Annotated in this window: 13 protein-coding genes; 7 read left to right on the plus strand and 6 right to left on the minus strand. The window is 66.7% G+C overall.

All coding sequences use genetic code 11. The features are described 5' to 3' along the window. Position 1 precedes the first annotated feature (1 nt). The 4 genes from MUG98_RS04700 to MUG98_RS04715 all read left to right on the plus strand — a co-directional run bounded on the left by MUG98_RS04700 (position 2) and on the right by MUG98_RS04715 (position 4,099). Positions 2-1,168, plus strand: coding sequence for an XdhC family protein (locus MUG98_RS04700; RefSeq protein WP_265110995.1), 1,167 nt, complete (start codon positions 2-4; stop codon positions 1,166-1,168). A 196-nt stretch (positions 1,169-1,364) separates the two neighbouring features. Next, a complete protein-coding gene (locus MUG98_RS04705) occupies positions 1,365-2,126 on the plus strand; it encodes a DUF7409 domain-containing protein (protein ID WP_265110996.1) in 762 nt (253 codons plus the stop codon). 309 nt (positions 2,127-2,435) lie between these two features. Next, positions 2,436-3,224: a class I fructose-bisphosphate aldolase gene (locus MUG98_RS04710; RefSeq protein ID WP_265110997.1), complete on the plus strand. Its 789-nt coding sequence runs from the start codon at positions 2,436-2,438 to the stop codon at positions 3,222-3,224. A gap of 2 nt (positions 3,225-3,226) precedes the next feature. After that, positions 3,227-4,099, plus strand: a complete 873-nt coding sequence (locus tag MUG98_RS04715; protein WP_265110998.1) for a class 1 fructose-bisphosphatase — start codon at positions 3,227-3,229, stop codon at positions 4,097-4,099. Between the two features lie 111 nt (positions 4,100-4,210). On the opposite strand, the gene MUG98_RS04720 is transcribed toward MUG98_RS04715, so the two are convergent. Both MUG98_RS04720 and MUG98_RS04725 read right to left on the minus strand, forming a co-directional pair. Beyond that, positions 4,211-4,426: a DUF8119 family protein gene (locus MUG98_RS04720; protein WP_265110999.1), complete on the minus strand. Its 216-nt coding sequence runs from the start codon at positions 4,424-4,426 to the stop codon at positions 4,211-4,213. Between the two features lie 118 nt (positions 4,427-4,544). Beyond that, positions 4,545-5,708: a hypothetical protein gene (locus MUG98_RS04725; protein ID WP_265111000.1), complete on the minus strand. Its 1,164-nt coding sequence runs from the start codon at positions 5,706-5,708 to the stop codon at positions 4,545-4,547. Positions 5,709-6,252: 544 nt separating this feature from the next. Here MUG98_RS04725 and MUG98_RS04730 point away from each other — a divergent pair. Then, a complete protein-coding gene (locus MUG98_RS04730; RefSeq protein WP_265111001.1) occupies positions 6,253-8,055 on the plus strand; it encodes an acyl-CoA carboxylase subunit beta in 1,803 nt (600 codons plus the stop codon). Positions 8,056-8,298: 243 nt separating this feature from the next. After that, positions 8,299-8,649: a DUF5658 family protein gene (locus tag MUG98_RS04735; protein ID WP_265111002.1), complete on the plus strand. Its 351-nt coding sequence runs from the start codon at positions 8,299-8,301 to the stop codon at positions 8,647-8,649. A gap of 375 nt (positions 8,650-9,024) precedes the next feature. Here the strand turns inward: MUG98_RS04735 and MUG98_RS04740 are convergent, their stop codons facing one another. Genes MUG98_RS04740 through MUG98_RS04750 form a run of 3 tightly spaced genes read right to left on the minus strand, consistent with a single transcriptional unit; the run spans position 9,025 to position 10,696 of the window. Continuing rightward, entirely contained in the window at positions 9,025-9,627 is a 603-nt protein-coding gene (locus MUG98_RS04740; RefSeq protein WP_265111003.1) for a PH domain-containing protein, read from the minus strand. After that, positions 9,624-10,220 carry a PH domain-containing protein gene (locus tag MUG98_RS04745; protein ID WP_265111004.1) on the minus strand — a complete coding sequence of 199 codons (597 nt, stop codon included), beginning with the start codon at positions 10,218-10,220 and terminating at the stop codon, positions 9,624-9,626. Before MUG98_RS04745 ends, MUG98_RS04740 begins: the two co-directional genes overlap by 4 nt. Then, positions 10,220-10,696, minus strand: coding sequence for a MaoC family dehydratase (locus MUG98_RS04750; RefSeq protein WP_265111005.1), 477 nt, complete (start codon positions 10,694-10,696; stop codon positions 10,220-10,222). The genes MUG98_RS04745 and MUG98_RS04750 overlap by 1 nt, the downstream gene beginning before the upstream one ends. Positions 10,697-10,864: 168 nt before the next feature. On the opposite strand from MUG98_RS04750, the gene MUG98_RS04755 reads away from it, so the two are divergent. Beyond that, complete coding sequence (locus tag MUG98_RS04755) at positions 10,865-12,205, plus strand: erythromycin esterase family protein (RefSeq protein WP_265111006.1); 1,341 nt, start codon at positions 10,865-10,867, stop codon at positions 12,203-12,205. A gap of 27 nt (positions 12,206-12,232) precedes the next feature. On the opposite strand, the gene MUG98_RS04760 is transcribed toward MUG98_RS04755, so the two are convergent. Further along, complete coding sequence (locus MUG98_RS04760) at positions 12,233-13,633, minus strand: NAD-dependent succinate-semialdehyde dehydrogenase (RefSeq protein WP_265111007.1); 1,401 nt, start codon at positions 13,631-13,633, stop codon at positions 12,233-12,235. Between the last annotated feature and the right edge of the window lie 134 nt (positions 13,634-13,767).

Below are 13,767 nucleotides of genomic sequence, written 5' to 3' on the forward strand. Positions count from 1 at the left end.
TATGACACAACGCAACTGGAGTGTTCCGGAGACAGAGGTGGTACAGCGCATTCACGAGCGACTCGACGCGGCGGGGACGGACGTCCTCGCGACGATCGTCGACGTCGAGGGGAACGCGTACCGACGGCCGGGTGCGAAAATGCTCCTCGACGAAGCGGGCGACGGCGTCGGCAGCATTACGGCCGGCTGTCTCGAAGACGAACTGCTCGCGACGGCCGAGTCGGTTCGCGAACGCGGCCGCCCGGAGCTGGTAACGTACGATCTGATGGAGGACGACGACGTCTGGGGCCTCGGGGTCGGCTGCAACGGGATTATCGACGTTCTGCTGGAGCCGCTGACCGACGCCTATCGCCCGACGGTCGAGGCATTCGCCGACGGGCGGAACGTAGCCGTTCTCACCGTTCTCGAGGGCTCGGAGGGACCGCTCGACCGTGGCGACCGCGTGTACTACTATCCGGACGAGGGAGTCCTCACGACCCCGGACGGTGAACCGGCGACGGACTGGCCCGCCGACCTCTCGGGCCCCGCGGCCGACCTCGCCGAACGCGGGCGAGCCGACGTCGTCGAGGTCGCTCTGCAGGGGAGCCAGCTGGAGGTGTTCGTCGACGGACTCACGGCGCCGACGGAACTGGTCGTCTTCGGATCGGGTCACGACGTGGGGCCGGTCACCGAACTGGCCGCGATGAACGACTTCCGCGTCACCGTCGTCGGCTTCCGCGGGAGCGTCGACCTCGAGGACCGGTTTCCAGCGGCGGACGAAACGGTGACGACCTCGCCGGCGGCCGTCGACGACGCGATCGACCTCGACGATCGGACCTACGCGGTCGTCATGACCCACAACTTCGTCGACGATCGGTTGACGATCGAGCAGCTACTGGATTCGCCCGTCCCGTACGTCGGCCTGATGGGGCCTCGCAAGCGGTTCGAGGAAATGCTCGAGGAGTTCGAGAGCGAGGGCCGGACGTTCGAGGAGGCGGCGCTATCGAGGCTGTATACGCCGATCGGACTCGATCTCGGCGGCGGTTCTCCCTACCAGATCGCCCTCAGTATCGTCGCGGAGGTACTGGCGGTGTCCAACGATCGGACGCCGCGCCACCTGAAGAGCCGCGAGGGCCACATCCACGATCGCGTCGCCGTCGACTCGAACGGCAACGTCCCGTCACAGTAGCGCGGTCCTCGATCGACGGTCGCTCCAGGGTCAGTCTCGAGTCGTGGTGAAGACGGTCTCTCGTAGCTTCGTACCCGCCGTTCCTGTTCGATCAGACGGGTGCGAACCCGGTAACGTTCCGAAGTCCCAACTCGAATGACGCCCGTCTGACGTTTTGTCCGGGGCGAAAACGGGGTAACTTTCAAGACGAGAGAGTGTGAGCTACGGACAACCGGTGAATCGCGTGAGCAAGGAATTCGTACACAGCGATCCAGACGCCGACGGGCGATCCGATCGAAAATCCGACGCGGGTGCCGACCGGGCCGTCGATTTGCAGCGGGACGTAACGGTCGATCGAACCGCCGACGTGACGGCGGACGCGCCAGCCGGTCGAGACGGGGACACGGTCTCCGCGACCAGACTGGTGTTCGGCATGGGATCGACGCCGGACAGCGTCGACCCGGGGATCGAACCGGCAGAGCGGACGTCCCTCGAGGCGGCCGACGTCGATCCCGACGCGGTCGCGAGCAAGGAGTACTCCTACCGGATGCTGCTCGACGCCGGCGTCGACGAACCGGTGGCGGACGACCTCCGGCGGCGGTTCTCGCTCCCGTGGTCGTTCGAGAACGACGGCGACCTCGATCGCCGATCGACCGAGATCCGGGGGCTGGGCGCCGCCGAGCGCGAGTGGATCGCCGTCAGCGGGGACGAGGACTGGCAGTCGTTCGACTACACCGAATCCCGCGACCTCGACGTCGTGCGAGAGGAACCCACCGATCGGCCATATCCGGAACCGACGCCGGTTACCGCCGTCGTGGGCGTCGGCCCGGACGACGCCGATCGGCTGGCCGAGGCTGGCGTCGTGTCGGCAGAGCGGCTGGCGACGATCGACGCCTTCGCGATCGCGAAGGCGCTCGACTTCGACGTCCTTCACGTCCGCTTCTGGCGACACAACGCGCGCGAACTGGTCGACGCGTGACGTCCGCGACTCGCGCCGATGCGTGCCGTTCGCGACCCGTTCGAAATCGGTAACGTAGCGCATGCCGGCCACGGTCCCCGGTCGCGGTACGAGTGACGAACGCAGCGGGTGTTGGCCGGCCCCCGATTACGCCGCGAGTACCGATCGGATAGCGGATTCCTGACCCGGCCCGTCGTCAGTCTCGCCCGCAGTATTCGATCCCGGTAACGGGAATCGCGACGCTACGCGCGCATCTTTACTACTGGAATGAGTAATTTCGATAATCCGGACCATCAGAGATATATAGCGGCCTCGTGGACCATCTACCAGATGATTCCGATCGACGACTCTCCGATCGTTCGCGACGGCAAGTCACTGATTCTCGCGATGGATCACGGTCTCGAACACGGCCCCGTCGACTTCGAGGAGGTCCCGGAGAAACTGGATCCGTCGACGGTCTTCGAGACGGCGACCCACGACGCCGTTACCGCGATGGCGGTCCAGAAGGGGATCGCGGAGGGGTACTACCCCAGCTACGAGGACGACGTCAACCTGCTGGCGAAACTGAACGGGACCTCGAACATGTGGATGGGCGAACCCGACTCGGCGATCAACTGTTCGGTCGACTACGCCGTCGAACTCGGTGCCGACGCCGTCGGCTTCACCGTCTACAGCGGGTCGAATCACGAGGTCGAGATGTACGAGGAGTTCCGCGAGGTCCAGGAGCAGGCCCGCGACTACGACCTCCCCGTCGTCATGTGGTCGTATCCGCGCGGACAGGGACTGAAGAACGACACCAAGCCGTCCACTATCTCGTACGCGACCCGCATCGGCCTCGAACTGGGTGCCGACATCGCGAAGGTCAAGTACCCCGGCAGCACCGAGGCGATGGAACACGCCTGCAGGGCCGCGGGTGACATGAAGGTCGTCATGAGCGGTGGCTCCAAGACCTCCGACTACGAGTTCCTCTCGACCGTCGAGGCCGCCGTCAACGCCGGCTGCAAGGGGCTCGCCGTCGGCCGCAACGTCTGGCAGCGCGAGGACCCCACCCGCATCCTCGACGCGCTCGAACGGGTCATCTACGAGGAGGAAACCGCCGACGCTGCACTCGAGGCGTAACCGTGACTGTGTCGGATCCAGTCGTCGAGAACGCCGTCGCGACGGTCAGCAGAACGGCCACCGAGATCCGGCAGGGTCTGGTCGGCCGTCGCGGCACGGTCGACGAGGAAAACCCCACCGGCGACACCCAGGTCGAGGCCGACGTCTGGGCCGACGACCTGCTGGCCGATCGGCTCTCGTCGATCGACGGCGTCGGACAGTACGCCAGCGAGGAGCGACCCGAGCCGATGGACTGTGGCGGCGACCCCGCCACCGAGTCGGACACCTACGCGATCGCGGTCGATCCGCTGGACGGGTCGTCGAACCTCAGGTCGAACAACTCGATGGGGACGATCTTCGGCATCTACGACGCCCGGGTGCCGGCACGGGGAGAGACGATCGTCGCCGCGGGGTACGTGCTCTACGGGCCGATCACGACGATGGTGGTCGCGACCGACGAGACCGTCACCGAGTACGAACTGACCGGCGGCGAACGGACCGTCGTCCGGCGGGACGTGACCTTACCCGATGACCCCGTCGTCTACGGCTTCGGCGGCCGCGTCCCGGACTGGCCGGACGAGTTCCGCGAGTACGCACGGACGATCGAGGACGAACTGAAACTCCGGTACAGCGGGGCCATGATCGGCGACGTCAACCAGGTGCTCACCTACGGCGGCATCTTCGGCTATCCCGGCCTCGAGTCCCGCCCCGAGGGGAAGCTTCGCCTGCAGTTCGAGGGGAACCCGATCGGCTACGTCGTCGAGCAGGCCGGCGGCCGGTCCTCGAACGGCGAGACGTCGCTGCTCTCCGTCGACCCCGACGAGCTTCACGAGCGAACGCCGCTGCACGTCGGTTCCGCCGCGTTGATCGATCGGCTCGAGTCGACGCTCGGGTAGCTCTCGCGCCGGCCGCCTCGCACGCGGCGGGCGGCCACGCCTCACGTCCGCCTCTCGTCTCTCCGGCCACCGGATCGCCGGTCACCTCCGTCGCGCACTCGGTGAGCGGCGTCACCCCCACCCGGCGGTGAACTGGACGTAGCCGCCGACGCCCAGGATGAGCGCAGCGTAGAACGCCCACTGGGGCCAGCCGGTCGCGAGGAAGACCAGCGTCACGAAGACGACCCAGAGGCTAACGATGAGGAAGTCGACGAAGAGCCGGGTCCCGATTCTCACGACGCTGCGTCCGGTTCCGCGTCGACTCGATCGGGTTCGATCGTTACTCATCGGGAGGGCCCTCGCTCGAACCGGTGGCGCTCGCGGATCGGTGCCAGTTCGGACCCGTGAAACCGGGGATCGATGACCGTTCAGGGTGGTGGACGCGTGTGGGTTCCATGATGCGTACTCAGAAGTGATAGCCGTACTGCTCGGTCAGTTTGTAGGCGGCGACGCCCCAGACGTAGCTCTGGCCGGGCCACCAGGTTCGGGCGTTGTTGAACCCCGCGATGAGGACGTCGCCGTCCTCGCCGTCGGGATCGGGGTGGTAGCTCACCGACCCGCTGTCGCCGTCGGTCAGGTCCATCTCGCCGCCCCAGCGAATCTGGCCGCTCCGACAGAACTCGTCGGTGAAACAGGTGACGGCGTCGATTCCCTGGATCCGACCGACCGTGTGGCCGGTCAGGGCACCGACCTTCTCGAGCTGTGCCCCGCGCGCGACGAGGTCGGCGAGCCCCCAGCGGGTGAACTGGCCCCGGACCCGGACCGGCGTCGGCGCGTCGATACGATTCGAGGGGCTGAACTCGCCCGTTGGCTCCACCGCGACGACGTCTTCGACCGCGTGGGCGTACTCGACGGTGCCGAGATCGATCCGTTCCGCCCCTTGAATCGGAAGTGACAGTTCGCCAGCCCGCAGGTCTTCGAACGCGTGTTCGGCCGTCACGAAGAACTCCTGTTCGTCGTCGGGATGGTACATCGCCGGGCCGAGCGTCGCCAGGCTCGAGGGGGTTTCACAGGCGACGCCGCTCGGGACGGTCTGGTCCGCGAGGGAGTCGACGACGCGCGGTTCGAGCGATTCGAGGCCGTCCTCGAGCTCCTGAATGTCGACGATCGTCTCGACGTCGATCGAGATTCCGTCCGCGAGTTCGTCGAGAAACTGCTCGATCGAGTCGGCGTTGCTGGAGACACCGACCGAGACCGTGGCGGTGCCGCTGTCGTAGTCCCCGGGGACGACGGCACTGCCGAGATAGCCGGTGAACGCGACCCGAGCCAGCAGTTCGTTCAGTTCGATCGCCTTCTCGACGGCCGTGTACCACTCCACGGGTACGTGCCGCGTTCGTTCCTCGAGCGACCACGGGTCGTCGGGATCGGACCGGGAGAGGGCCGTCACGATGGGAACTTCGCCGTCGTCGGCGCCGAGGAAGTCGTCGACCCCGAGCAGGTGTGCCATTCCGATCGCGTAGCCACCGGTGGCGAGGGTTCGGAGGAACTCGCGGCGGTCCATTCCCGCGTCCAGTCGATCGCGAATCGTCGCCAGTTGTTGTTCTACGTGTCCGGTCTGAGTGTCAGGCATGTCGTCGATATCGATTCGTGGGCTCGTATACCGATGGACGCCCCACGCCAAAGCTAATCTTCAGCTACTCGCCGGTAGTGGTGAAATACTCGGCGAAATCGACGATAGTGATTGTGCCTGCACCTGCCGAGGAACCGCGACGAATCGGAACGGCGGTCGGCAGTCCGATTCCCATTATAATGTGTGAACGACGACAGGCGAGCGTTCGTGTGTGAGGCCCCTACACTGAGAGACGTCTCCGTGCTGGTGACCACGGAGGCAGACGAACTCACTTCCGATCGGTTCGCGCCCCCTCGATCCCCGATCCACCTCATCTCACCTGCTCGTGGTGAACTCCGACCGATCAGCGGTGATCGATTCGGCGCGAACCGGTCTCTCTATCCCCGACCGTCTCGCGTGGCACTTGCCGACGCGACGGAAAGGGGAAGTTCCGACGGGACTGGGAGTCCACGTACGTTTCGTTATCGGTGATGAACGATGTCGTTCACCGACCGACGACCGCCGAGGGAAAACGACTTGTAGCGGGGCGGTCACAAATTTTGCCATGAAAGTCCGAATCGCGGCAGGGGCCTCGGACGACGAGGCGTCGGCAATTGCCGCCGCGCTCGCCGAGCACGTCGGGAACACGGTCGAGGTGTACGTCGGCAGCGACGACGATCCGCTGGCAGTTCACGAGTACGACGCGGAGCCGTCACCGGGATCGGGCGCGAGCGGACAGCAGGTCGCGTCGACACCGGCGGACGACGTCGCGGCGGACGGCGACGAACTGGGCCCGACCGAACGCGAAGCGCTGCTCCGGGAGGAGATCGCGGACATCCTCGAAGGCGGCCCCGAGAAGTATCGAGCGGGATTGCCCGAGGAGGGGAAACTGTTCGTCCGGGATCGACTCGAGCACTGGTTCGGCGGCGAGGACGACGAGTTCCTCTTCGAGGACGGCAAGTTCGCGGCGTTCGACGACTGGCATCCCCGCGGTGCGGACCCGGACACCGACGATCGCCTCCCGGCGGACGGTCTCATCACGGGTGCCGCGACGTTCGAGGGACGAGACGTCCACTTCATGGCCAACGACTACACCGTCAAACGCGGGAGCATGGCCGAGAAGGGGGTCGAGAAGTTCCTCCGGATGCAACAGCGCGCGCTCAAGACGGGCCGGCCGGTGCTGTACCTGATGGACTCCTCGGGCGGCCGGATCGACCAGCAGACCGGCTTCTTCGCCAACCGCGAGGGAATCGGGAAGTACTACTACAACCACTCGATGCTCTCCGGGCGAGTCCCACAGATCTGCGTCCTCTACGGCCCCTGTATCGCCGGTGCGGCCTACACCCCCGTCTTCGCCGACTTCACGATCATGGTCGAAGGGATGTCCGCGATGGCGATCGCCTCCCCCCGGATGGTTCAGATGGTCACCGGCGAGGACATCGATCTGCAGGAGCTCGGTGGCCCAGCCGTCCACGCGCGCGAGTCCGGTTCCGCCGACCTGGTCGCGCGGGACGAGGAACACGCCCGCGAACTCGTGGCCCAGTTGATCACCTACCTGCCGGACAACGCCGACGAGAAGCCGCCTCGCCGGGACCCGATCGAGCCGGCGAAATCGCCCGCCGGAATCGACAGCGTCGTCCCACAGCACCCGAACAGAGGGTACGACATGACCGACGTCATCGATCGGCTCGTCGACGCGGGGTCGTACTTCGAATTGCGCCCCGACTACGGCGAGGAGATCATCACCGCCTACGCCCGCATCGGCGGCCGGCCGATCGGGATCGTCGCGAACCAGCCCGCCCACCGCGCGGGAGCGATCTTCCCCGACGCGGCCGAGAAGGCCGCGGAGTTCATCTGGAAGTCGGACGCGTTCAACGTCCCGATCCTCTATCTCTGTGACACGCCCGGCTTCATGGCCGGCTCCCAGGTCGAGAAAGACGGCATCTTGGAGCAGGGCAAGAAGATGATCTACGCGACCTCGGCGGCAACCGTGCCCCAGCAGACGGTGATCGTGCGCAAGGCCTACGGCGCGGGGATCTACGCGATGGGCGGCCCGGCCTACGACCCCGAGAGCGTCATCGGCCTTCCGTCCGGCGAGATCGCCATCATGGGTCCCGAGGCGGCGATCAACGCCGTCTACGCTCGCAAGCTCTCCGAGATCGACGATCCCGAGGAACGCGAGCGGAAAGAACAGGAGCTACGCGAGGCCTACCGCGAGGACATCGACGTCCATCGAATGGCCAGCGACGTGGTCATCGACGAGATCGTGCCGCCCAGTACGCTACGCGAGGAACTCGGTGCCCGCTTTGCGTTCTACGAGGACGTCGAGAAGGAGTTGCCGAGCAAGAAACACGGCACGATCATCTGAGGCCGCGTTCCCGCGCGCCAGCTTCGGGCCCCAGACGCGGAGTACGACCGACGGCTTCGAGAGATCGGACGACGAAATCCCTCGATACCGATCGGTTCGGCTCAGTTGTTCCTGATTACTTCTCCCGCCGATCGCCCTACGGCTGCAATAACAATACCGCGAGTGGTGGAACCGGCGCGTGCGGCGATCCCGCACGCTCTCCGGTGGCGCGGTCGCGATCGGTTCGACTCCGATCGAGAGCTTATGAGTTACGACGGCGCGTCCCTGCGCCGCCGATTGCCCGGTGAGGTCACGCCCGTCGAACTGGAGCGTGTACTCTGGATCGTCGTCGGGTTGTCGCTCGTCGGCGACGTCGTGACGACGTTCGTCGGCTTACACCTCGGCCTCAGCGAGTCGAACCCGATCGCCCGCGGTGCGATCTCCAGCCACGGGCTGGCCGGCATGCTCGCACTGAAAGGCGTCGCGATCGGGGTCGGGTTGCTCTGTCGCCCGCTCCTCCCGGCAGCCTACCGGGCGGTCGTCCCCGCCGGTCTCGCCCTCCCGTGGGCGGTGGCCGTCTGCGTCAACGTCTACATGATCGCGACGGTGACGTGAACGCGGCGCCCCTCCGATCCTCGCTCCTCGACGCACCCTCGTTCGACTCGGAGCGCTCGGCCGAGCGCTCCACGTGATCGACGGCCTCCTTCAGCGTCCGGTGTGGGTTCTACGTCACGTACTCGGTGACCTCTTCGATCCCCGGGTCCGACGAACAGATCTCGTAGAGGTCGAACACGTCGACCGTCTCGGGTCGCAGGACCTCGAGCCGAACCGATCGGTTTCGATCGTCGCCGGGAAGGGGTTCGTCATAATCCCGACACCAGAGCGATGAACAAAAACCCTGCCGATGGTGAGGCAGTGAGAGGCATGCAGCGGCGAATCGGTCCTGCACGGCGCTATCGGGGCACCGATTCAGCAGTCGATCGCAGGTGCTCACCGGGACCGATCGAGGGTGCGACGCCACTCCCGGACCTCCGCGAGGACGGCCGCCCACTGCTCGCTGGTGCCGGGGAACGTCCCGGAGGCAGTTCCGTCGCGTTGGGCTTCGAGCCTGGCTCGCACGTCGGCCGGCGTCTCGACGTTCCAGAAGACGAGTTCCGAGCCACCCGCGGTCTCGATCGTGACCCGTCCGTAGCCGATCAGTCGGCCGATCGGGTTCTGGGTGATTCTCGTGTTCTGGACGCGTTCCAGTCCGACGACGCGGACGGTGACGCCGAGGACTCCCGTTCTGACGGCGACCCGGCGGTTCGTGATCAGGAACGTCGTTCGGGAGACGCGGGCGTACTGCCAGCACGCCGGCGCGGCGAGGACCGGAAGCCAGAGCAGCCCCAGCGGCGAGAGGACCTCGAGTGCGACGGCTGCGCCGATCACGAGGGTCCCCACGACGGCGAGTGCGACCCACGGGTAGACGGTCTGGACCCGCGGCCCGCCCTGCCAGCGGATCGCCTCACCGTCCCCGAGTGCGAGCCACGCGACGTCCCGGTCGGCGGCTGTCCCGTCGCGCTCGGCGACCGATCGTCGGTCGGGAGTCGTCATCGCGGGGACCGGGGATCGTCCGAGTTCGAGCGCGCGTCCCCGGGTCGATCCGGGCGTGCATTCGACTCCGATTCCTCGACAGCCTCCCGGATCGCACGGAGTTCGGTGAGGATCTCGGCGAGGATGTCGTCGACCGGTTCCTCGTCTCTCGACCCGCGTCCGCCGCGATCGACGAGGTCGCTGATCCGTCCCTGGACGGCCCGCGGGTCGGGAACGGACTGGAACGCCAGTTCGACCCCGGAACCGCCCGCCGTGCTGACCTCGACCGTCCCGTAGCCGAAGTGGTTCCCCACGGCGCTCTGGGAGTACGAGATGTCCTGTACTTTCGCGTGTTCGATCCGCTTGACGTCCCGGGAGAACACTCCCGTCTTCTTGTAGAGGGCCTGGTTCGTGACGACGTAGTGGGTGTTCGTCACGCGAAGGTACTCGCTTGCTATGATGACGATCCCGATCAGGACGATCGAAAGCGGGATTCCGACGGCGAACGCCGGGACCAGCGTCCGCCGATCGGGGCCGCTGGCCCAGACGATCTCCTCGCCGTCCTCGAGCGAGAGCCACTCCAGCGCCGCGGGATCGAGGTCGGTCGCAGACATCACGTCCCCGCGTCCGCGGCGCGGTCGCGTTTCAGCGACAGGACGGTCCGATCGAACTCGAAGACGAGCGGTTCGTCCGGATCGTTGACTTTGAAGACCTCGACGTGCATGGTGACGATTCCGCGCTCGCCGTCGCTGGTCTCGCGCTTGTCCGTGACCGTCGACTGGACGCGGATCGTGTCGCCGTGAAAGACCGGATTCGGGTGTTCGACGTCGTCGTAGGAGAGGTTCGCGACGATCGTCCCGTCCGTCGTCTCGGGAATGGAAATTCCAACGGCGAGGCTCATCGTGTAGAGACCGTTGACCAGTCGCTCGCCGAACTGGGTGTCGGCGGCGAACTCGCCGTCGAGGTGAAGCGGTTGCTGGTTCATCGTCATGTCGCAGAACCGCTGGTTGTCGCTCTCGGAGATCGTTCGTCGGCGATCGTGTTCGATCGTCTCTCCGACGGTAAACTCCTCGTAGTACAGTCCGGACATAGGTGCGCAGTCACGGAGATCCTACAAAAACGTATCCTTCGATCGACGTGTCCGCCGGACCGATCGGCGACGGACGAGTGACCGAGGACCGGTCCCGCGACCGAATCCCGACGAGCGCAAGGCCTACGCCGAAGGTGACGCGACCCCGAGCATCGATCGGTGAGGCCCGTGACTGCACACCGAGTCGATACCGGGGCGCTCGGCGATTCGGAACGAGCGGCGACCGCCCTCGCGGACCGTGCGACGCCGATCCGAGACGGGTTCGACGACCTCGTCGAGGGCGTCGCCGACGCGGACGTCGTCCTGCTTGGCGAGGCGTCCCACGGGACGTCGGAGTACTACCGCCTCCGGGCGCGGCTCACGGCCGCGTTGCTCGCACGCCACGACTTCGCGTTCGTCGCCGTCGAGGGCGACTGGACCGACTGCTACGAGGTGACGCGGTACGTGACGGGGCGATCGGACGCCGACGGCGCGCGCGAGGTCCTCGAGGGGTTCGAGCGCTGGCCGACGTGGATGTGGGCCAACTGGGAGATCGTCGAGTTCCTCGACTGGCTGGCCGACCACAACGCCGATCGGCCGGACGACGACGTGGCCGGCTTCTACGGGCTCGACGTCTACGGCCTCTACGAGTCGATGGCCGCCGTGATCGACTACCTCGAGGAGGTCGATCCCGACCTCGCGGCCCGCGCGCGGGACGCCTACCACTGTTTCGAGCCGTACGGCGAGGACGCCCGCGAGTACGCCCAGTCGATCCGGCTGGTGCCCGAGGACTGCGAGGGCGAGGTGCTGGAGGTCCTCCAAACGCTTCGCGAGGACATTGCCGAACAGGAGTACGATGGCGACGACCCGCTCGAATCCTTCGCCGCCGAACAGAACGCGCTGGTCGCGAAGAACGCGGAGTCGTACTACCGTGCGATGGCCCGCGGCGACGCCAACTCCTGGAACGTCAGGGATCGCCACATGAGCGAGACGCTCGACCGCCTCCTCGACTTTCACGACGGCCCGGGGATCGTCTGGGCGCACAACACCCACGTCGGCGACGCCCGCGCGACGGACATGGTCGATCGCGGCAGGCTCAATCTCGGCCAACTCGTCCGCGACGAGGTCTGTGCGGACGAGACCGACGCCGCGGTCGTCGGCTTCGGCTCCCACCGCGGCACCGTCATCGCGGGTGCAGAGTGGGGCGCGCCGATGGAGCGGATGTCCGTTCCCGAGGCGCGATCGGGGAGCCACGAGGCCGTCTTCCACCGGGCGGGCCTCGACGACGCCGTCGTCCGGTTCGACCGAGGCTACGGCACGGCGGACGACGCGGATCCGCTGGCCGAACCGCGCGGCCACCGCGCGATCGGCGTCGTCTACGATCCGGCGTACGAGGGCGGCAACTACGTTCCGACGGTGCTGCCCGATCGGTACGACGCGTTCGTCTACGTCGACGAAACCGAGGCGCTGCACCCGCTGGGGATCGAGGGCGGCGAGATGCCGCCCGAGACGTACCCCTGGGGCGTCTGAACGGTCTGGAAAGCGCGCGGGCGAGGATCACTCGACCATGTCCGTCTCCTCGCCGGCCTCGCGTTGCACCCAGATCGTCTTCGTGTTCACGAACTCGCGGATGCCGTCGCGGGCGAGTTCCCGGCCGTACCCGGAGTCCTTCACGCCGCCGAAGGGGAGGCGGGGATCCGACTTGACGAGTTCGTTCACGAACGCCAGGCCGGACTCGAACTGTCGGGCGACCCGCTCACCCCGATCGAGGTCCGCGGTCCAGACGCTCGCACCCAACCCGAACCGGGTGTCGTTGGCCTTTGCGATCGCGCTCTCCTCGTCGGGCACCTCGAACACCGTCGCCACAGGGCCGAACAGTTCCTCCCGGTCCGCGGGCGTATCCTCGGGCGCGTCCGTGATCACCGTCGGCGGGTAGTACGCGCCGTCGCGATCCATCGGTTCGCCGCCGAGTTCGAGGGTGCCGCCCCGGTCGATCGTCTCTTCGACCTGCTCGTGGAGGTCCTCCATCAGGTCCTCGCGGGCCTGCGGACCGATGTCTGTCTCCTCGTCCGTCGGATCGCCGACGACCTGCGCGTCCATTTCGTCGACGAACCGATCAAGGAACTCGTCGTAGACGTCCTCGACGACGATGAACCGCTTGGCGGCGATACAGGACTGCCCGTTGTTGATGAGGCGGGCCTGGACCGCCGTCTCCACCGTCTCCTCCATCGGCGCGTCCTCGAGGACGACGAACGGGTCGCTGCCGCCGAGTTCGAGGACGCTCTTCTTGAGTTGACTGCCGGCCGTCTCGCCGACGGCTCGTCCGGCGCCGTCGCTCCCGGTGAGCGTGACGCCCTCGATGCGATCGTCTTCGATCACCGCGTCGACCTCGTCGGAGCCGATCAGCAGGGAGGTGAAGACGCCCTCGGGGTAGCCCGCCTCCCGGAAGACGTCCTCGATCGCCCGCGCACAGCCGGGAACGTTCGAGGCGTGTTTCAGCAGGCCGACGTTGCCCGCGGTGAGGTTCGGCGCGGCGAACCGAAACACCTGCCAGAACGGGAAGTTCCACGGCATGATCGCGAGGATCGGCCCCAGCGGCTGGAAGACCACTTTCGTCGTCGCGTCCGGCTCCCCCGCCACGGATTCGTCCGCGAGGAACTCGGCGGCGTGTTCGGCGTAGTAGTCACAGACCCACGCGCACTTTTCGACCTCGGATCGCGCCTGACCGATCGGCTTGCCCATCTCCTCGGTCATCAGGGTGGCGTACTTCTCGCTGTTCTCCCGGAGGATCTCCCCCGCCGCGGCGAGCAGTTGCTGGCGGTGTTCGATCGGCGTCTCCCGCCACTCCGCGAACGTCTCGGTCGCGCGCTCGATACGATCGTCCCGGTCGCTACCGGAGTCGTCGTCGAAGGTGTCGACGACTTCTCCCGTCGCCGGATTGGTGCTCTCGATCGTCACGTGACGATCGTCCACGGGAACGGGCTTGAATCAGGGGCCGGCACGTACGGGCCGACCCGATCGCGACGGTAGCGGACGCCACGACGGTGCCAGACGTTCCAGTAGCGGCCGACGTCGCAACGGTAGCGGACGAC

The organism is Halosolutus halophilus (assembly GCF_022869805.1).
GTDB lineage: Archaea > Halobacteriota > Halobacteria > Halobacteriales > Natrialbaceae > Halosolutus > Halosolutus halophilus.

Coding starts and splice junctions, on each gene's coding strand:
- MUG98_RS04700 (WP_265110995.1), top strand. CDS start 2: ATGACACAACGCAACTGGAGTGTTCCGGAGACAGAGGTGGTACAGCGC.
- MUG98_RS04710 (WP_265110997.1), top strand. CDS start 2,436: ATGATTCCGATCGACGACTCTCCGATCGTTCGCGACGGCAAGTCACTG.
- MUG98_RS04720 (WP_265110999.1), bottom strand. CDS start 4,426: ATGAGTAACGATCGAACCCGATCGAGTCGACGCGGAACCGGACGCAGC.
- MUG98_RS04725 (WP_265111000.1), bottom strand. CDS start 5,708: ATGCCTGACACTCAGACCGGACACGTAGAACAACAACTGGCGACGATT.
- MUG98_RS04730 (WP_265111001.1), top strand. CDS start 6,253: ATGAAAGTCCGAATCGCGGCAGGGGCCTCGGACGACGAGGCGTCGGCA.
- MUG98_RS04735 (WP_265111002.1), top strand. CDS start 8,299: ATGAGTTACGACGGCGCGTCCCTGCGCCGCCGATTGCCCGGTGAGGTC.
- MUG98_RS04740 (WP_265111003.1), bottom strand. CDS start 9,627: ATGACGACTCCCGACCGACGATCGGTCGCCGAGCGCGACGGGACAGCC.
- MUG98_RS04745 (WP_265111004.1), bottom strand. CDS start 10,220: ATGTCTGCGACCGACCTCGATCCCGCGGCGCTGGAGTGGCTCTCGCTC.
- MUG98_RS04750 (WP_265111005.1), bottom strand. CDS start 10,696: ATGTCCGGACTGTACTACGAGGAGTTTACCGTCGGAGAGACGATCGAA.